General features: G+C 60.4%; 12 protein-coding genes and 2 pseudogenes. 13 read left to right on the top strand and 1 reads right to left on the bottom strand.

Translation table 11 applies throughout. From position 1 onward, the window contains the following. Positions 1–89: 89 nt before the first annotated feature. Positions 90–1,217, bottom strand: a complete 1,128-nt coding sequence (locus IP86_RS18975; RefSeq protein WP_054163987.1) for a tyrosine-type recombinase/integrase — start codon at positions 1,215–1,217, stop codon at positions 90–92. Between the two features lie 360 nt (positions 1,218–1,577). Between IP86_RS18975 and IP86_RS29445 the strand changes: the two are divergent. The 13 genes and pseudogenes from IP86_RS29445 to IP86_RS18920 all read left to right on the top strand — a co-directional run. Continuing rightward, positions 1,578–1,745, top strand: a pseudogene (locus tag IP86_RS29445) (HipA domain-containing protein); the annotation flags it as partial. Between the two features lie 39 nt (positions 1,746–1,784). Next, a pseudogene (locus tag IP86_RS28235) lies at positions 1,785–2,557 on the top strand (IS5 family transposase). A 290-nt stretch (positions 2,558–2,847) separates the two neighbouring features. Continuing rightward, positions 2,848–3,771 carry a hypothetical protein gene (locus tag IP86_RS28810; RefSeq protein WP_156332554.1) on the top strand — a complete coding sequence of 308 codons (924 nt, stop codon included), beginning with the start codon at positions 2,848–2,850 and terminating at the stop codon, positions 3,769–3,771. Positions 3,772–3,795: 24 nt separating this feature from the next. After that, the gene (locus tag IP86_RS28805) at positions 3,796–5,130 is read left to right on the top strand and encodes a hypothetical protein (RefSeq protein WP_156332553.1); all 1,335 of its coding nucleotides are present in this window, start codon (positions 3,796–3,798) and stop codon (positions 5,128–5,130) included. Beyond that, on the top strand, positions 5,111–6,034 hold the full coding sequence (locus IP86_RS28230; protein ID WP_082364104.1) for a serine hydrolase: 924 nt from the start codon (positions 5,111–5,113) through the stop codon (positions 6,032–6,034). Before IP86_RS28805 ends, IP86_RS28230 begins: the two co-directional genes overlap by 20 nt. A 945-nt stretch (positions 6,035–6,979) precedes the next feature. Continuing rightward, positions 6,980–8,785, top strand: a complete 1,806-nt coding sequence (locus IP86_RS18955; protein WP_054163985.1) for a glycoside hydrolase family 16 protein — start codon at positions 6,980–6,982, stop codon at positions 8,783–8,785. Positions 8,786–8,904: 119 nt separating this feature from the next. Then, complete coding sequence (locus IP86_RS18950; protein ID WP_082364101.1) at positions 8,905–11,592, top strand: type I secretion system permease/ATPase; 2,688 nt, start codon at positions 8,905–8,907, stop codon at positions 11,590–11,592. After that, positions 11,579–13,006, top strand: coding sequence for an HlyD family type I secretion periplasmic adaptor subunit (locus IP86_RS18945; RefSeq protein ID WP_054163984.1), 1,428 nt, complete (start codon positions 11,579–11,581; stop codon positions 13,004–13,006). The genes IP86_RS18950 and IP86_RS18945 overlap by 14 nt, the downstream gene beginning before the upstream one ends. Positions 13,007–13,268: 262 nt before the next feature. Further along, the gene (locus tag IP86_RS18940; protein ID WP_054163983.1) at positions 13,269–14,201 is read left to right on the top strand and encodes a metallophosphoesterase; all 933 of its coding nucleotides are present in this window, start codon (positions 13,269–13,271) and stop codon (positions 14,199–14,201) included. A 137-nt stretch (positions 14,202–14,338) separates the two neighbouring features. Beyond that, entirely contained in the window at positions 14,339–14,974 is a 636-nt protein-coding gene (locus IP86_RS18935; RefSeq protein ID WP_054163982.1) for a 4'-phosphopantetheinyl transferase family protein, read from the top strand. Positions 14,975–15,031: 57 nt separating this feature from the next. Beyond that, entirely contained in the window at positions 15,032–16,075 is a 1,044-nt protein-coding gene (locus IP86_RS18930) for a thioesterase domain-containing protein (RefSeq protein ID WP_054164013.1), read from the top strand. Positions 16,076–16,111: 36 nt separating this feature from the next. Beyond that, positions 16,112–18,067 (top strand): non-ribosomal peptide synthetase, encoded by a 1,956-nt coding sequence (locus tag IP86_RS18925; RefSeq protein ID WP_054163981.1) that lies wholly within the window; start codon positions 16,112–16,114, stop codon positions 18,065–18,067. A 70-nt stretch (positions 18,068–18,137) separates the two neighbouring features. Next, on the top strand, positions 18,138–19,310 hold the full coding sequence (locus tag IP86_RS18920; protein WP_245290666.1) for an acyl-CoA dehydrogenase family protein: 1,173 nt from the start codon (positions 18,138–18,140) through the stop codon (positions 19,308–19,310). Positions 19,311–19,349 lie beyond the last annotated feature (39 nt).

Genomic DNA, 19,349 nt, shown 5'->3' with positions numbered 1-19,349 from the left:
AAAGTTCAGGTGGCACCCAGAATGGACGTACTGTCAACATGGTGAAGACGATCATCCTCCTACGAAGCTATTTTTTCGGGCTTCATAAACTAGGATCGTCCACTCCTCGCATGCGTTCGCCCTTCAAGTACCGCAGCTTGTGGATCGGCGTCCGGAAACAGCCTCGCCCTTTGTTCGGCAGGTGTGGGGTTCAGATACTTCATCAGCACGGCCACGGTTTTATGGCCGCTCTGCCGCATCAGCGTCTTCAGGTCGGCTCCCCTCGCCGCCATCCTCGACAAGGCCTCGTGCCGTAGGTCGTGAATCCTCAAGTCCTGACACCCCGCCCTGACCCTGATCTCATTCCGCCAGGCGTCTTTGGCGACCCAGGCCGTGAAGCGGAACACCTTGCTGTCGGCAGGCTCCCCGTCCGTCAATTCGAGCAGACCGGCGTAGGCTCGATCCGAAAGCGCAACGTGCCGCGCGCTGCCGTTCTTCGAGTCGGGAATTTGGACAAATCCGTACTCCCGTCGGATCCAGGCGCATTCAATTGAGACTGCCTCTCCAAGCCGCATTCCAGTGTCGAGGAGCAGCGGAAAGAGTGCGCGCCACTGCCGACGGGTGGGGTCAACCGAAAGCCCCTCAATGGCCTTCGCAATTGCCTCTTCCTCGCCTTCGAAGAGCCGCCGTTCACGGTGCCCCGTGGGCTGGGGCACGCCTCGTCGGCGCTTACGAAGAGAGGCAATCGGATTGGCGATGTCGACTGACTTTTCGTGGATCAGCCACTCGTAGACGGCCGAGATGGTATTGAGATTATTCCTGATCGTGGATGGCGACTTCGCAGCCTCGTTGCGGGCGTCCCGGAAGTCGACGAAGTCGGCTACGGTCAGATCCCGGATGCGCTTTTTGGCGAAGTCCTCCCGGCCCAACATCTGAAGCATTGCGGATTCCTGCGACGCCCCCTTCTTCTCAGGCGTAACCTTACTCCGATAGGCGTCCAGCGCCTCTGCAAAGGGCTTTTCAGGCCACCCAAGCGGCCCATAGGCTTTGGGTTCGAGCCGAGGATCCCGCCAGTTGCCGAGCTTCATGGCCGTCTCGGTCGAACTCAGCCAGAGCTTTGCAGCATCCTTCTTTGCGAACGTTTGACTGATCGATTTCGAGGCTGCCGGCCCCTGAAAAGTGTCTGGCAAGCGCGCAGTAGCGGTCCAATTTTTCCCGCGCTTAATCAAGGTCGACATAGCGTTTTCGGGGCTCCGCTTTACAACAATACAGCAACAAGGCATCAGACCGATGCTAGAGGCGCCATGAATTCAATGTAAAGACCGGTCCACAGACCGGCGTGCCCGCAAGGTTAGCCACAGCTTAACGGGGTCATCGAAAAGCATGCCGGCAAAGCGCCACTCGGCGAACTCGATTACCTGCTGGACTCACCCGGCGACCGTGCGGGCGCCCTCGGCTTCGGCCTCAACACCGAACCACCGGCGCCCAAGCGCCAATTCAACCAGACGATCGATCTCGAGAAACTGCAAGCCTTGGCGGACGCTCTGGTCAAGGACGACCTACCGAACGATCCGCAGGCGCAGCAGGTACAGGATCTGATGCTGCTCCGCACCTCGATGGGAGGGGCCCGGCCCAAGGCCGTCGTACAAGCCGACGACGCGCTGTGGGTGGCGAAATTCAACCGAGCCGACGATAGCTGGAACAACATACGCGTCGAGCATGCCATGCTGCGCCTCGCGCGCGAATGCGGGCTCATTACAGCCGAAAGCCGGATCGAGACCGTGGGCGGCAAAAGGAAGGCTTTGATGGCGCGGTTCGACCTTACGGATGCCGAATGGACGATCATTGCCCCGCTGCTCCCGGGCGCCGAAGGCAAGAAGAACGGCCGACCTCGTCCGGATGACCGCAAGGTGCTGAACGGCATTTTCTTCGTTCTACGCACGGGGACGCCGTGGCGGGATCTGCCGGAGCGCAACGGCCCCTACACGACGGCCTACAATCGCTTCAATCGCTGGGCCAAGAAGGGCATCTGGCTGCGGATTTTCGAGACCCTGGCGGCGAAATCACCGCAGTCGTTGCAGTTGATCGACTCCTCGATCGTCCGCGCTCACCAGCACGCCGCCGGCGGAAAAAAGGGGGCCCGGATCACGCCATCGGCCGTTCTCGTGGAGGACTGAGCACCAAGATCAATGCCGTCGTCGACGAGACCGGCCTGCCGGTGCGCATCGTCCTGTCGCAAGGCCAGTCGTCGGACAAGACCATCGCGCCCATGCTGATCGAAGCGCTCAAACCCGGCGGCGACCTTGTTGCCGATCGCGGGTATGATGCGAAAGCGCTGGTCGAACTGGTGCGCAATCGCGGCGGCCGCGCTCACATTCCGACCTGTCGCGATCGCAAGGTCCAACGCACGGTCGATCCTGCGGTCTAACGACAACGCAATCTCATCGAACACTTCTTCAACAAGTTGAAGCACTTCCGCCGCATCGCCACGCGCTACGACAAGACCGCGCGAAACTTCCTCGCCGCTGTTCTACTCGCGGCCACACGCCTGTGGATGCGGTTTGAGTCCACGACCTAGACCGAAGCCAGCGCCGTCCCATCAGGGCCGCGGCATGAACGGCCACCGCCTTCATCGAAGGCCTGACCACGTCACAGCAAAGTAAGGAGGGAAGGAAAGCCGGAAAACAAGAGGCCAAGGAAGCCGCCTGCCCCCTCACCGCGGCACTGTCAGCCAACTGCCCTCTCTGTACAAGCCGCTTGACGCCGCCCGCTCGCCGCCGCGCTATCAGCCAATTACCTATCTGTGCAGCCTGACACCAACCGCCTACCGAGGCATTCATAGCCGATCTCTTTGTGCAGATCGCCTAAATGATACTCGACAAACAATCACTCGATGCATTACTTGGAAATGACACTAGCCCAATTGAATATGTAAGCGACGCTCAGATGCTAAGGATTGCGAAGTTCTTCAAACGTATTCGACGGGTTGGATTTGGACTTGTAACAGCCTCATTGGCTATAATACTAACAGACGTCGTTCCGGTATTTGGCACCGCCGATAAACTCTTGCTATTTCTGCAACAGCACGGCCTCCGATCTCTATCCGTCATTCATATTTACTCGGTTGTTGGATTCGTTTTCCTAGTAGGCGCCATTATTATACTAGCGTCCCTGCTACCCGACAAACGACGAATAAAACCAGGGCAAGCTCACGCCAAGAAATGTGAAACTTTAGACGATCTGATGATCGTGTACCATTATCTCGCCGATTATGTGGACACATCAGTTGTGCCGATCGCTGTCCGCCACGAAATGATGAAGAAGAATTCCAATTGTTTTCACTTGGTCACTGTCAGTCACTATCCTGGCAGCACGACCCTTGTTGGAATATTTGTGATCTTTCCATTGACGAGGCAGTCGAGTGAAGACATCGCGGCCAGCCGGATCATAGGCATCAACCTGACGGAAGAGCACATCGTCAAATCGCCGTACGGCACATGCAGCTCGTGCTACATAAACTTTGTATGGTCATCGGACTCAAACAAATTCTTCAAGCCATACAGCGCTGAAGTCGTACGATTGTGCTACGATAGAATTATGAAAATCCCAAAACACAAGAAGGACTTCAAAATCTTCGCAATGCCCACAAACAAGCAAGCGGTGAGGATTCTCAGGAATTTCGGCTTTTCGTCATTAACAGGTGGAGATGTAACCGCCCATTCCATTGCCACGCTAAATCTGAACTCTTTCACTATCAAGAACAGAACTCTCCAGAACTACGGCTCAAGATGAGTCCTTGCGAAATGCGGAGTTGCGATGCTGCGTGTGCGCCTGAATAGTGAAATAGTTTCGAAGCTAACTTCTGATGATCTAGCAAAGATATGCCGCTTCGTGAGTTGGGAGACGGCCCATCCAGCCGATATATATCCAAATCCAGGCCGCACATTTGTTCTCTCAATTGGCGGGCATATTTATAAAGTCAAAGGCGCAGGTTTTTATAATCCGCCAAACTCCTCGTTCTCAGGATTGAAGCGGACAATTGAGCCAGTTCCCACCCAAGTTCTGCCTCAAAAGCCTATGGAAAGGTCCTTTAGACGAGACATAATTCATGTCGACCCCTCGCCCTTCATCCCCTATTCGCTAATGTCTGTGCTGAGCACCGATGCACCTATCGGGGGAATGCTCCTAGATGTTGCCAAGAATGATCAGGCCGTTTTTGCTCAATTGAGCCGCCGTTGCGTGCCGTGCAATACGCCTATTGGCGTTATCGAGTATCCTCAACTGGCGCTGGATGGCAGGGCGATGGGCGTCAGCGTGTCGGTACTCCCGCGCAATGCGGCGACGTACACCCCATACGACATCTTTCTTCATTGGCACAGAAGGGTTGAAGATATTGACCCGAGCTTCCTTTCAACGCTTTTGGGTAGCCCAGTTTGCATAAACAACCCTGATCACAGACTCCAGATAATGCGCAGGATTAGCCGCGAGGTCGGAAGGCAGATTGTAGATTTCTCGATTGTTGGCGGCTTGTACAGATTTTCAGGAAGCCCCGATAACTGGGGGATAAAATTGGATCAGGCTGAACCGTTGTTCTTCTCTGACGTTGATACAGCCAAGTTCCTTAGTGACATCCCGCCAGATCAAGCCCCATGGGAAGTACTAAGAAATTTGATATCTGCAATATATCAATGGTATTACTTCTTCTTGCCGAGCGTTTCATATCCGGAAAGCGGCTACTCATATCGTAAATTTCGTGAGTATGATTTTCTGAACGGGATCCTATCCGGCTTCTTTGGTCAGGCTGCAGAAGCCTCAATAGAAGAGGCGTGCGAACAAATCTGGAGGTTCTTTGAACCCGTTACTTCGCAAGCACAGGAAACAGCAAATATTCCACTGCGGAAGGGGGAGCATTTTCTTCAGGCTCATTATGATCGTCCGACGGCCTACTGCGTCCTGCTGGCAATTATCAGTCCGCTACTCGAACTTTCACGACTAAATGAACTTGGAGAATCGGCGGTGAAATGCGCCTCAACGGTCGAGGCATACATTCGAGGGTCAATATTGCATCGCTCTCATAAGGCGTGCTATCCGATATTCGATCCTCAACGAGCGATAAGGCTTGTAGAGCGCTATGGTCATCCAAGATACTGATAGCCTCCGGCTCGCAATCTGCGAACATAGACTAGGAAATCAGTTCAATGTTTTTGCGCAAGTTAGATTGCCAAGCATCACACTGAACTACCGAGCTCAAGAGGCTGTAACGGCAGCCAGTTTGGTTAAACTATACATTTTGGAGGCTGTTGCCGAACAATTATCGAATAGCACTATCTCTCCATCAACAATCGTGGTTGTACAAAAGGAGAAGATAGTTTCTGGATCCGGATTGCTGAAGTATGCAAATTCAAACATCGACTTGGATGTCAACGCCTTAATTCTGCTCATGATGTCATACTCCGACAATACAGCGGCTAACTCCCTAATTGAACTGGTCGGAATCCAAAAAATACAAGAATACATAGCGAGGAGCAAACTGGATAGTACGAGGTTTGCCAGACGCATGATGGATCAATCGGATGGCTCGCGGAAAGAAAATGTCACGTCGGCTTCTGATGTTTGCAAAACATATTTTCGGATTTCAGAAAGTCAGATCGCGGAAGAACTGTCATCGTTCAGCTTTCTGAAGAACTCGTTCACAGGTCTCTACGGTTGCGAAAAATTTGCGGGGTCATCAATTGATGAGCACATAAAGGCGGTGATCAGGGCCAAAAATCCAGATGGCTTGCTGCACTACATGAATAACAGTCGCGTCAAAAGAGACTACCCAAGATTAGGTAAGTTTATAGATCCAGAGAAGTTCATTTTTAGCAAGCCAGCGACAGGGCGTAATGTCTTCCATGATTCGATACTGCTGACCGTTCCAGGAGGAGTGCTCGCAGCGACGGTGATGATAACGAGTAATGAAGCAGATTTCAGCCGTCCGGATCACAAAAGCTATATTGAGGCAACGCATCTCATGAATGACTTAGGTATGTTTATCAATTCTCTAGTGCAGTGATTCTGCCTCGGCGTTTCAGAGATTTCCATGCAGTGTTTACAGAGAGGGTAATCGGCTGACAGTGTCGCGATGAGCGGGCGGCGTCAGGCGGCTAAGCCCGGGGAGCTCTGACACGTGGTGCTCCTCTCGGCCGGGCTAGCCGATCTCCCCGGCGTTACGAATCCTTAGTTTATCGTCGGCAAGCACCGATGGTCCCGTAACGGACACGCCCCTCGAGACACATCAGTTCGCGCTAGGGCATCGACGTTCCTTACGGAGCGCAAGGCCTGTCATTAGTTGCGGCGCCAAACGCGTAGTGTCTGGCCTGGAATTTGCGTACCATTCAGGCATGAGCTCGACAATGTTCAACGGTTAGTTGGGGCCGCCATCCTAGAAATGCCGCTTACTGCGTCGCTATCGAGATTCTTTGCGCGACCAGTACGGCAGAAATTCCTACTACTTTCCCCTGGACACGTCCCCACGGACGGCATTCGACCAAACCTTATGCTGGCCTTGGATCCCGCGACTGTACTGATGACGAGTTCAGCACATCGAATCCACCACGAACAGATGGGGTCTAAGACACGAATTCCGATCACGTTCGTGGCTGGCTGCGCAAACTCGCCCTTGCCTGTGCAAGAAAGGCGAATCTCGACTGATTTCAAAACCATCCCATCGTCTTAAGTAGTAATACCAGTCCGCCGATAGTCTACGACTCACACTACGATACATCATTGAAATTGGTAGCATCTTTTGGCGCGCCCAGACTTCGCCAACTAACCGCCTTACAACCGTTACGATTTCGCACCCAGGCACCCCAATCGCAACCCGTTGTCGCCATACTCCGATCTTAGCCACTCGGAGGCGATGGGCTCGGGCTCGGGGGCGAGCGACCGCGGCACAAACTTCAGACGCGACCGCAAGGCTGCTGATGAAGACGCTGCAATATCAACAGGGTCTGGCACGATGGCTTTATCAACACCGGCTGGGTACTCGGCGGACAACCTCGTCTACCAGGAAGGCTTCGACGGCAACACGCTTGATGCCGCATGGCACAAATACATCACCAGCAAGGCGGCGAACGGCTCGCCCTGGAATTCACATAACGGCGGTAGCGGTCCGGGCGGCCAATTCGAGGCCGAATTCGACATGCCGGGCCAAGTCTCGGTGCACGATGGCGTGCTCGACATCACATCCAGCAAGACCCAGGTCGCCGGCATGAACCAGGGCACCATGATGACCTATCCGATGACGTCGGGCGTGGTCAGCAGCTACGGCAATTTCGAATTCACCGGCGGCCTGCTCCAGGTCAGCATGAAACAGCCATCCGGAAACGGCGCCTGGCCCGGCATCTGGCTCATGCCAGGGAGCGGCTCATCGGCCGGCGATAATTTCGAAATCGACATCCAGGAAGGCGGCTATACCGGCAAGGGCCCGCCTAATCAGGCGTTCCAGTGGCACCTGCACACGCCGAGCGGCGACCTCGGCGGCGTGATCGACACCGGGGTCGACCTGACGGCCGACTTTCACACCTACGCCATCGATTGGCAGCCCGGGAAATCGATCACTTGGTATCTCGACGGCAAGCAGATGGCGCAAGTCACGAGCGCCCAACTGCCGATCCCAAAAGAGCCGATGGAGCTCATATTGGACAGCCAATGGGCCAACTCGAAGGCCGCCGGCTGGCATTCGACGGTCGATAGTTCGACGCCAGCGACCACCCACATGCTGGTCGACAGCGTGCAGCTCTACCAGAAGCCCGGCAGCGGCCACACGGTCAAGGGCAGCAATGTCACCGCCGGGACGACGCCGAACACCCCAAACACTCCAACGACACCGGTGAACGTGGCACCGAGCGTATCCGCCGTCACGGCTCTGCCGGGCACCGGCGTAGAACATGTCGGAGACAAGATCGCCCTGACGCTCGCTTTCGACGAGGCTGTGACGGTCTCCGGCAAGCCGACCCTGCGCCTCAACGACGGCAGCGTCGCCACCTATGTCAGCGGATCCGGGACCGACAAACTGGTGTTCTCCACCACGGTCGCGGCCACCGACCGCAGCACGTCGGCGCTCGCGATCACCGGGGTGGGCCTCGCCAATGGCGCAAGCATCAAGGATGCCGGCGGCCTCGCCGCCAATCTTGCGGGCGCGGTGAAGACCTTTGCCGGGCTGTCGGTGGATACGTCACCCGCGACTCCTCCCGTCGTCCAGCCGCCTCAGACATCGGGGCCGACCAAGCCCCTCCTCGCCGTCGCCGACAACACCCTGTCGGTCAAACCAGGTGGCACGATCGACCTGGGGATCGATGTTTCCACGGCCGACAAGAACGACGTCGTGTCCGTGACTATCACGGGATTGCCGCACTACGAGACGATCACCGACGGGCTCGGGCACGTGCACCGAGGCAGCAACATCACTCTGAGCGCGGCCGAAGTCGAAAGTGGTCTGACGCTGAAATCCAGTTATCGCGGCACGGGCTCGTCGTCGGCGACGCTGTCGGTGACCGCGACCGGCAGGGATCCGGTTACGGGCACGACGGCGACCTCGCCGGTCCAGACGATCACGGTCGTGGATCCGCCAGTTGCGGCCGGCGGCTGGTCTCCGCCTTCCAGCAGCGGCGGTCAAAGCCATGACCAGAGCTTCGCCTTGCTGAGTCAGGCGTTGGCGGGAGGGCTGCAGAGCAGGCCGGACTTCGGCGCGCTCGCTTCGTCGACCAGTTCGAACGTCGGACATTGGCTGAATCAATCGATTCTGACCCGTCCGCACGGCTAGCCTGACGATGACTGCGTTCCGGGGCCCTCGGCCTCGGAACGTTCGCCCGCCGGCCGCAAGGCGGCCGTCCTGCGGATAGGAACGCGATCTGACTCCTTGAGCACAAAGGACTCATCGCAATGGCGATGCTGACCGAAGACGACGTTCCACCAGACACGGGGCTGCTGACCCTCTGGCTGTTTCTGCGTTCCCAGGGCCGAGAGATCTCGATCGAAGATATTCGCAGGCGCTGCGACACCGACACCGTCGGGCTCCGCGACATGCTCCGCTGTGCCGCCACGTTGGGGCTGGCGACGCGCTCGTGTAAGGCCGGCTGGAAGCGGCTATCTACCATGCAGATGCCCCTGATCGCCGCCCTGCGCGACGGCGGCTTCCTGCTCGTCGGCAAGATCGACGGCGACGAGGCGCTGGTGCTGCGGCCGACCGCGGCGCGGCCGGAGCGGATGACACGCGACGAGCTGGACAAAATCCGGAGCGGCGACGTGGTATCGGCTGGACTTCCGGAGTTCGGCGAGCGCCTGATGCTCAGGCTTTCCGACCTTTACGCGAAGGCCGCTCTCCAGATCATCGAGCGCTGGCATAGCGTGGCCGCGTGGCTGCGATCTGTGCCCGGCATCATCGCGCGTTGGCGCGGGATGGCCCTGCGCTCGCATCGCCATGCCGCATCAGAGACCGTTCAGCGCGCGGCGGATACCGATGAGGCCGGCTTGCGGGCTCTCGTGACGCTGCTGCGATGTCACGGCATCGCAGCAGAACCGGTCCAGATCCGGCACCAGCTGGGCACCGGTCAGGTCGGCGTCGCCGATATGCTACGTTGCGCCATCAATTTCGGATTGAAGGCGCGGGTGCTGAAGACCAATTGGGCCCGATTAGCCGCCACTCCCCTGCCCGGCATCGCAGTACTTCGCGACGGCGGCTTCCTGATCCTCGGCAAAGTCTCGGACGACAAGATCCTGGTGCAGCGTCCCACCATCGCCCAACCGCTGACGATGACGCAGGTCGAACTGGAGGCGGTTTGGGACGGCGACCTCGTCCTGATGGCGCGACGCGCGTCGCTATCCGACCTCTCCCGCCGCTTCGACATCTCTTGGTTCCTGGGCGCCGTCCACAAGTACCGATATCTTCTCGGCGAAGTCCTGCTGGCCTCGTTCTTCCTGCAGATCTTCGCGCTCGTCTCGCCGCTGTTCTTCCAGGTCGTCATCGACAAGGTGCTGGTCCACCGTAGTATCAGCACGCTCGACGTCCTGATCATCGGGCTGATCGGGCTGACCCTGTTCGAGGCGGTTCTCGGAACGCTGCGGACCTACCTGTTCTCGCACACCACCAATCGGATCGACGTCGAGCTCGGGGCGCGACTGTTTCGTCACTTATTGGCTCTCCCGGTCGCTTACTTCCAGGCGCGGCGGGTCGGCGATTCGGTCGCGCGCGTGCGGGAGCTGGAGAACATCCGTAACTTCCTGACAAGTTCGGCACTGACGCTCGGGATCGACCTGCTCTTCACATCCGTCTTCCTTGCGGTGATGTTCTACTACGCGCCGCTATTGACCTGGCTGGTGATCGCGTCGCTGCCGATCTACATCGCCATCTCGGTGATCGCGACACCGCTGTTCCGCAAACGACTCGACGAGAAATTTTCCCGCGGGGCCGAGAACCAGGCGTTCCTGGTCGAGAACGTCACCGGGGTCGAAACCCTGAAAGCAATGGCCGTCGAGCCGCAGATGCAGCGAAAATGGGAGGAGCAGCTCGCCGCTTATGTGACTGCGAGCTTCCGGGTGCTCAGCTTGAACAACGTAGCGAGCGAGGCGGTGCAGACGATCAATAAGCTCGTCACCGCCGCGACGCTGTATTTCGGCGCCCGGCTGGTCATCGATGGGGATCTGAGCGTCGGCGAACTCGTCGCCTTCAACATGCTGGCCGGGCGCGTCAGTGCCCCGGTCCTGCGGCTGGCCCAGATGTGGCAGGATTTTCACCAGGCCCGGCTGTCGGTCGATCGGCTCGGCGACATCCTCAACACTTTGCCCGAGCCCGGCTTTCATCCCGGACGCGCCGCACTGCCGGCGATCCGCGGACAGGTGACTTTCGAACATGTCCATTTCCGCTACCGCGTCGACGGCCCCCAGGTGCTTCACGACGTGTCGTTCACCGTCGAGCCCGGTCAGATCGTCGGTATCGTCGGCTCGTCGGGATCCGGGAAGAGTACGATCGGCAAGCTGATCCAGCGACTCTACGTCCCGGAGAGCGGCCGCGTGCTGGTCGACGGTGTCGATCTTGCGATGGTCGACCTGTCCTGGCTGCGGCGCCAGACGGGAGTGGTTTTGCAGGAGAACGTCCTGTTCAACAGCACGATCCGCGAGAACATCGCGCTGTCGGATCCGACCCTGCCGATGGAAAAGGTGATCGCGGCGGCGAAGCTCGCCGGAGCTCACGACTTCATCCTCGAACTTCCCGAGGGTTACGACACGGTGGTCGGCGAGCGGGGCTCCAGCCTTTCCGGAGGACAGCGTCAGCGCGTCGCCATCGCCCGGGCCCTGATCACAGATCCACGAATTCTGATCTTCGACGAAGCCACCAGCGCACTCGACTATGAAAGCGAGCGCGCGATCCAACGGAACATGGCGTTGATCGCCGAGGGGCGAACCGTCTTCGTGGTGGCGCACCGGCTATCGACCGTGCGCCACGCCGACCGCATCATCACCATCGAGCGCGGCCGGATCGTCGAGGACGGCGCCCACGAAGACCTGATCCAGAGCAATGGCCGCTACGCGAAGCTGCATTACCTGCAGGCAGGTCTCCATGAGGTCCGCTAGTCAGAATGTCGTTCCGTTCCGCAGGGCGGAGCTGCGGCGCCGCGAACAGGAGATCGCTTTCCTGCCGGCGGCACTGGAGATCACCGAGCGCCCGCCCTCGCCGGCCGCGCGGGCGATTGCGGCAAGCATCATCGCGGTATTCGTCTTCGCACTCGCATGGGCATCGCTCGGTAGCGTCGATATCGTGGCGACAGCCCCCGGCAAGATCGTGCCGGGCGGCCGGACCAAGCTCATCCAACCTTTCGAGACCGGCGTCGTGCGCGCCATCCACGTCCGAGACGGTCACGTGGTGAAGGCCGGTGACGTTCTGATCGAACTCGACCCGACGATGCTTGCTGCCGACCACGAGCGCCAGCGGGGCGACTTGATGGCTGCCGGCCTGGAAGTCGCACGGCTGCGGGCGGCCCTGCAGGAAGACCCGCTCGCGAGCTTCAGGCCGCCACCGGGCGCCCAGCCCGATCAGATCGAGATGCAGCGCCAGTTCCTGATCAACCAGCGCGCCGAATTGACCTCGAAACTCGCCGAGGTCGGGCGGCAGCAGGCCCAGAAGGAAGCCGAGCGCGCAACGATTGCGGCCAGCGTCGCCAAGGTTCAGGCGACGATTCCGGTGTTGCAGGAAAAGATCGATATCCACAAAGGCCTGCTCGACAAGGGGCTGGCCTCGCGGGTGGTCTATCTGACCCAGATGCAGGAGCTGGTCGGGCTGCAGCAGGACATCCTGGTGCTCACAAGCCGGCTGACGGAGATCGACGCGGCGATCTCGCTGCTGAAGGAGACGCGTGAAAAGACCGCGGTGGAATATCGCCGTAACATTTACGACGCACTCACCAAGGCCGAGCAGAAGGCCAACGAGCTGGCTCAGGATACGATCAAGGCCGAACAGCGTACGCGGCTGCAGCGGCTGACATCGCCGGTCGACGGCACGGTGCAGCAACTTGCCGTCCACACCGTCGGCGGCGTGGTGACCCCGGCCCAGACGCTTGCCGTGGTGGTGCCGAGCGAGAGCAAGCTGGAGATCGAGGCGACGGTCGCAAACCGCGACATCGGGTTCGTCCATCCCGGACAGGAGGCCGAGGTCAAGGTCGATACGTTCAACTTCACGCGTTACGGCTTGCTGCGCGGCGAAGTGGTCAGCGTTTCCTCCGACGCCGTCACACGCGACGTGCCGCGCGCCGGCCCCTTCGACCGCGCCACCCGTAGCGGCTCGGCCGCGATCGAGCAGCGGGGGCAGGATCTGGAATACATCGCGCGGGTCGCGCTCGCCCGCACCGACATGCAGATCGACGAGAAATTGGTGAAGCTCGCGCCTGGCATGGCGGTGACGGTCGAGATCAAGACCGGCTCGCGCAAGATCATCAGCTACCTGTTGTCACCTCTGGCGCGGTACCGCCAGGAGACGCTCCGAGAGCGCTAACCGAATGGCCGGTCGCCGGTCCGCACAGCACCGACGGCATGGTAAGCTCCGCTGCGGCACGCGCCACCGGATGGCTCGTCGCATTTCCGAAAACTGCTTCGCGCATCCAATGGCGATGATGCGCGGCAAAGCTGGCGGAGACAGGCTGGCGCACGGAAATCGCACGGCCTTGTCGCAACGCCAATGCGTTTCATAGAGTGGGCGCTCCAAGGGCGAGAGGTCAAATGCATCGAGCGGAAACGCAGCCGAAAGTGGGCCGTCAATGCTGAGCAGGCGCAGCCTTCTGGTGGCGCCGCTGTTGGCGACCGCCACAGGTGCCTACGGCGTCGGAATCGAGCCGCTGCTGCAGACGAATGTTACGCGCTATCGCGTCAGGCCTGCATCCTGGCCCGCAGGCCTGAAACTGAAGGTCGCTGTAATTGCCGACATTCACGCTTGCGAGCCATGGATGGATATCGAGCGGATTGGACAGATCGTTCAACTCACCAATCGACTCGGCGCCGATGTGATCGTCCTGCTCGGCGACTACGTGGCCGGCCACAAGAAGATCACCGCAATCGTGCCCGACCGCGACTGGGCCACCACGCTCGGAGGATTACGCGCACCTCTCGGCGTCTACGCGATCCTCGGCAATCACGATTGGTGGGCGGACAAGACCGCACAGCTGCGTGGACGCGGGCCGATTGCGGCTCGGCTGGCGCTGGAGAAGGCCGGCATCGCCGTGCTTGAAAACGAAAATGCCCGTCTCACAAAGGACGGTCATGAGTTTTGGATTGCCGGACTGGCCGAACAGGAGGCGCTTCTTGGTTATTCATCGGGACGTACCGTCAAACGCGGCGTCGACGATCTCGAAGCCACGCTGGCGGCTGTGCCCCCGGATGCCCCGGTGATCCTGCTGGTTCACGAGCCGGATATCTTTCCACGGGTCCCGGAGAGGGTTTCGCTCACGCTGGCCGGCCATACACATGGCGGCCAGGTGCGCGTGCTCGGCAGTGCGCTGTTCGCGCCATCGGAGCTCAGCATGGCTTATTGCTACGGCCACTTCTTCGAGGGCGAGCGGCACCTGATCGTGTCGGGCGGCCTCGGCTGCTCCTGGTGGCCGGTCAGGTTCGGCATGCCGCCAGAAGTCGTGTTCGTTGAAATTGAAGGTCAGGCGTCCCGACATCACAGTCTGGAACGCCGCTCCGCCGGATAACCCGATAGGGGTAGCCGGCGCATGCTCTCGGCTGAGCAAACGGCGAGGTCGGCAATAACGGGGTACTTACGATAAGGCATTGAGGCGCGTCATGATTTCAATTCAATCAGCCTTCCGCTGGTTGAGGCGTTGGGATCATGACACCGGATTTCAGAACTGATAGTTTGGTTTTCGAGGCCGACGGTTTGCAGGTCCTCGCGTTCATGCTCGACGCGGACCAAGACACCGTCAACCAGATCGGCCTCTGTCTCAACGAAGAAGAAGGCCTTCGCGCCCTCAGGCTGAGGCTAAGGCAGGACCAACGCCGCTTTGTCGCGACACGCGGGCATCTACGTCACGTTCTTGCCGCCAGGCTGGGCGTTTGCCCCTCCGACGTCGAGTTCGAATACGAAGAATTGGGGAAGCCCCGCCTCTCCCAACGCATGCGCGGCCGCGATCTCCGCTTCAGCATCTCGCGGTCGGCAGACGTCGCGGTCATTGCCCTCGCCGACAACCGGGACGTCGGAGTCGACATCGAGGTCATTCTGCCCGTGCCGGAAGCGGACCAGATCGCCTCCCTTTGTCTTTCACCGTCCGAATACCAGTCCTACGCGGCGCTCGAGCCGGAGCGCCGGCCGAAGGACTTCCTCGAGCGCTGGACTCGTCTGGAGGCGGTGTCGAAGGCGCTGGGATGCGGCCTCGGGCAGCCCACCCTCTGGAATGAAGAGGATTGGACCGTCACGGGCTTCGTACCCAAGCCCGGATATGTCGGCACAGTGGTAGTCCGGAATTGAAGTATCCGCCGAGGCAGCAACGGCCGTACGGTGCACCGGGGGGGCTGTGAGGAACCCATGAAGCAAGGGATTGGTAGGCCCTTTATCGACGACGTGCTGCAGATCCCCGATCTGCTCGCAGTGCTCGCGGCCAAGGATATCCGGATCTCTGTCGAGCGCGATCGACTGCGGTGCAGCGCGCCGGTCGGCGCGTTGACGGCGGAGTTTCGCGACCAGTTGCGGGACCGCAAGGGCGACATCATCGCGTTTTTGAACATGGCCTCCGCGGCGGCCGCGCAACAGCCGGCCGTGATTCCCCTGCAGCCTCGCGGAACGCGAACGCCGATCTATGCCGTACCGGGGCATATCGGAGCGCCGTTCTCGTTCCTGGATCTGTCGAGGCACCTCGGCGACGATCAGCCGTTCTATGCGCTCCAGCCACCGGGCTTCGACGGACAAAGCGAGCCGATGGACCGCGTCGAAGACATCGCAGAGTATTTCGCCCGACAGATCGTCGACTATCAGCCCGTCGGCCCTTACGTCATTGCCGGCTACTGCTCAGGCGGGGCGACCGCTCTGGAACTGGCGAAGATCCTGGCCGAACGCGGAGCAGATATCCCGTGCGTCGCGCTGTTCGGCCCTCTGCATCCGACCACCTACAGGGAATTGTCGCGCCGGCTGTATTTCCTCGCCCGGGGAAGCCTCGATACGATCACGCGGGAGATCGACAAGCTGCCTACCGTCGGCGCCCGTCTGCAATATGGCTACGACAGCCTGCGCGGGCACGTTCAATCCGTGCTCACCCGGCTTCTCAAGACCGAACGGCCCGTTGCGGTGGACCCGGTGCTGGCGAGCCGGGAACGACTCAAATCCACAGCGATCACGGCGTTGCGCCGGTACACGCCAGTTCGCTACGCGCGGCGCGTCTGCATTTTCCTTCCGAACAGGGCCTGGCTCAGGTCGGGCGCAGCACCGCACCGATGGCTCCAAGTCATCCCCCATGCCGAGTTCTACTTCGGGCCCCCCGGCTGCGACGATTTCCGCATGCTGGAGGAGCCGGATGCACCCGCCATCGCGGCAATTTATCGCCAAGCGATGCAGAAGGCCGAATGCCCCGGATGATCTGATGCTTCGAGTGTCGCAAGAGGAGCGTGCCGCATGAACAAAGTCGTACCGATCGCGCTGGACGGAGTGGCACTTGCGCAGCTGAACGACACCGATCATCGGGCGCTGGTCATCGACCACAACGCCACGGCAACGCCTTTCCCCTCGGACAAAACGATCATCGATCTGTTCCGCGATCAGGTGGCGCATCATCCCGACGACGAAGCGATCCGCTTCGGCGCCGCCACGCTGACGTATCGCGAGCTCGACGCCCGCTCGAACCAGCTGACTGCCTATTTGGCTTCGACGGGTGTTGGGCCGGGGCACATCGTGGTGCTGTTCATGGAGCACTCGATCGAAGTCGTCGTGGCGATTCTCGGCATTCTAAAAGCGGGCGCAGCGTATGTACCGTTGGACGCGGCGACGCCGAAGGGCAGAATTGCGACGATCCTGAAGGACATTCGCGACGGGACCGACGGGACGATGCCGGTCACGATCACCCAGGCGCGCCTTCGATCCGTCATTCCGCCGGAGCTCGCCGACATCTTTGTACTCGATGCCGATTTCGGCTCGATTTCCAATCAGCCGGATTCATCCCGGGCGTCTGCCGCCGCTCCAGGGGAGCCCGCCTACATCATCTTCACCTCCGGCTCCACCGGCACGCCCAAGGGCGTCGTGATCGAACACCGGAGTCTGGTGAACTACATCTGGTGGGCCGCCCGGATGTATAGCTCCGGCGAACGTCTCGCCTGGCCCCTCTTCTCCTCCCTCGCGTTCGACCTCACCGTCACGACGCTGTTCACGCCCCTCGTCACCGGCGGCCGCATCGTGGTCTATCTCGGCGATCCGGGAGTGCAGAACATGGTCGTGCTCAAGGTCGTCGAGGACAATGCCGTCGACATCATCAAACTGACGCCCGCGCATCTCGGGATGATCCGCAACAGCGCGCCCGCAACCACGAGGCTGCGCAAATTCATCGTGGGTGGCGAAGACTTCAAGTCCGAACTGGCCCGCGACATCACCAAAGCCATTCCGCATCCGGTCGAACTCTACAATGAGTACGGACCGACCGAAGCGACGGTGGGCTGCATGATCCATCGCTTCGACATCGACGAAGACCGATCAGGATCGGTCCCGATCGGCGTTCCGGCCGCCAATACCGGCATCTACGTCCTCGACGAGATGCATCGCCCCACATCTCCCGGCGTCATCGGGCAGCTCTTCATCGCCGGCGACGGTCTGGCGAGAGGTTACTTCCACCGCCCCGACTTGACCGAGGAACGCTTCTGCACGGCAGCCGATCCGCGAGACGGGGTTTCGACCCTGCGGCTGTATGCGACCGGCGATCTCGCCCGCTGGAATGCGGACGGCCGCCTGGATTTTCTCGGCCGCGCCGACCATCAGGTGAAGATCGGAGGCACGCGGATCGAGCTGGGTGAAATCGAGGCGCGACTTCTCAGCTACCCGCAGGTCGAGGACTGCGCCGTCGCCGTGACGAGTGAAGACGGTGTCGAACGCCTCGTCGCCTACTACGTCTCTCCGGCGCCCGTGACCGTTGCCGACCTGCGCGCCCACCTCGCCGAGGAACTGCTGCCCTCGATGATCCCGACGCACTACGTCCGCCTCAAACGAATGCCGCTGACGTCGAACGGCAAAATCGACCGCGCTTCGCTTCCGCAACCGACTGCGGAAAACAACGAGCCTGCTGAGGATTTCGAGGCCCCGGAGACCGAGACCGAGAAAAAGCTCGCCGCGCTGTGGGGCGGCCTCCTCAAGGCCCAGCAGATCGGACGCCGCGACAACTTCTTCGAACTCGGCGGGGCGTCGCTTCTGGTGACCCGGGCAATGGCCCAGATGCGAAAGGCCTTCGGTGTCGACGTGCAGCTTCGCAATCTGTTCGAGCGCCCGACGCTGGCCGGACTTGCGGAATTGATCGATGCGCTACGCTGGGCAGCAGCCTCGGCAGCCGCTTCATCGTCGAACGAACCACTGGAGGAGATCGAGCTCTAGCTCACCGACAGCCCACGAGAATCGAACCCGGCACGACAACTTCTGTGCTCAACACACTGCAGAGGGGACAATGATGGACAAGGCTTGGGTATCGCCGCAAGGACCCGGCCTGCCTTGGGCGGCGGGCGAGTACGAGGCCTTGCGCGATCAGGTTCGCCGCTTCGTCGAAGAGGTGATCAAGCCCTCTGCACACCGCTGGGAGCAGGACGGCTTTGTTCCGCGTCCAATCCTGCGCCGCATGGGCGAACTCGGCTTCCTCGGCATCCGCTACCCGGCCGAATATGGCGGCGCCGAGATGGACGCGGTGGCATCGGTCGTGTTCGCCGAAGAGCTCGGTCGCTCCACCTATGGCGGCGTCGCCGATACGATCCTGGTCCAGACCGATATGGCTTCCGGCTACGTCTTCCACGACGGCAGCCGAGCCCAACGCGACCGCTGGATGCCGCAGATCGTCAGTGGCGCCGTCATTACCGCGGTGGCGATCACGGAGCCGGACGCCGGGTCGGACATCAAGGCGATCCGCACGCGCGCGCGCCGGGACGGCGACTTCTTCGTCCTGGATGGAGCCAAACTCTACATCACGAACGGCGTTCACGCGGATCTCTACTGCGTCGCGGCGACGACCAATGCCTCGGCAGGAGCCAACGGCATCTCGATGTTTCTGGTCGAGAAGGAGACGCCGGGCCTCAGCGTCGCCCGCGAACTCGACAAGCACGGCTGGCGTTCCTCCGATACCGCGGAACTGGTCTTCGATAATTGCCGTATCCCCGCAGAGAACATGCTCGGCGTCGAAGGCCAGGGCTTCTACGCCATGATGCGCAACCTGCAGAACGAGCGCCTCGTGCTTGCCGCGATGGCTCTCGGAATGGCCGGTGCCGCGCTCGATACCACTCTGGTTTGGTTGAAGGCCCGCCGGGCCTTTGGTGGCGCTCTATGGGACATGCAGGCGATCCGCCATCGTCTCGCGATGCTGTCTGCGAAAGTCGAAGCGGCGCGCGAGTTCCTCTATGCCACGGCCTGGCGCATGGCAGGGGATGACGACTGCCTGCGAGAGATCTCGATGCTCAAGGCCCTAAGCGGCGAGTTGGTCAACGAGGTCGCTTATGCGTGCGTGCAGTTTCACGGCGCCATGGGTGTCATGCGCGAGAGTGCGATCGAGCGGATCGCACGCGACGCGCGCATGCTGTCCATTGCCGGCGGCGCGACGGAAGTGATGCTGGAGGTGATCGCATCGCTGATGTGAGTTCGTGAAGCCCGATTCCTTTCGCGTCCGGAGTCTCTG

The sequence above is a fragment of the Rhodopseudomonas sp. AAP120 genome, from assembly GCF_001295845.1.
Taxonomy (GTDB): Bacteria; Pseudomonadota; Alphaproteobacteria; order Rhizobiales; family Xanthobacteraceae; genus Rhodopseudomonas.
This window is presented reverse-complemented; position numbering and strand designations above follow the sequence as displayed.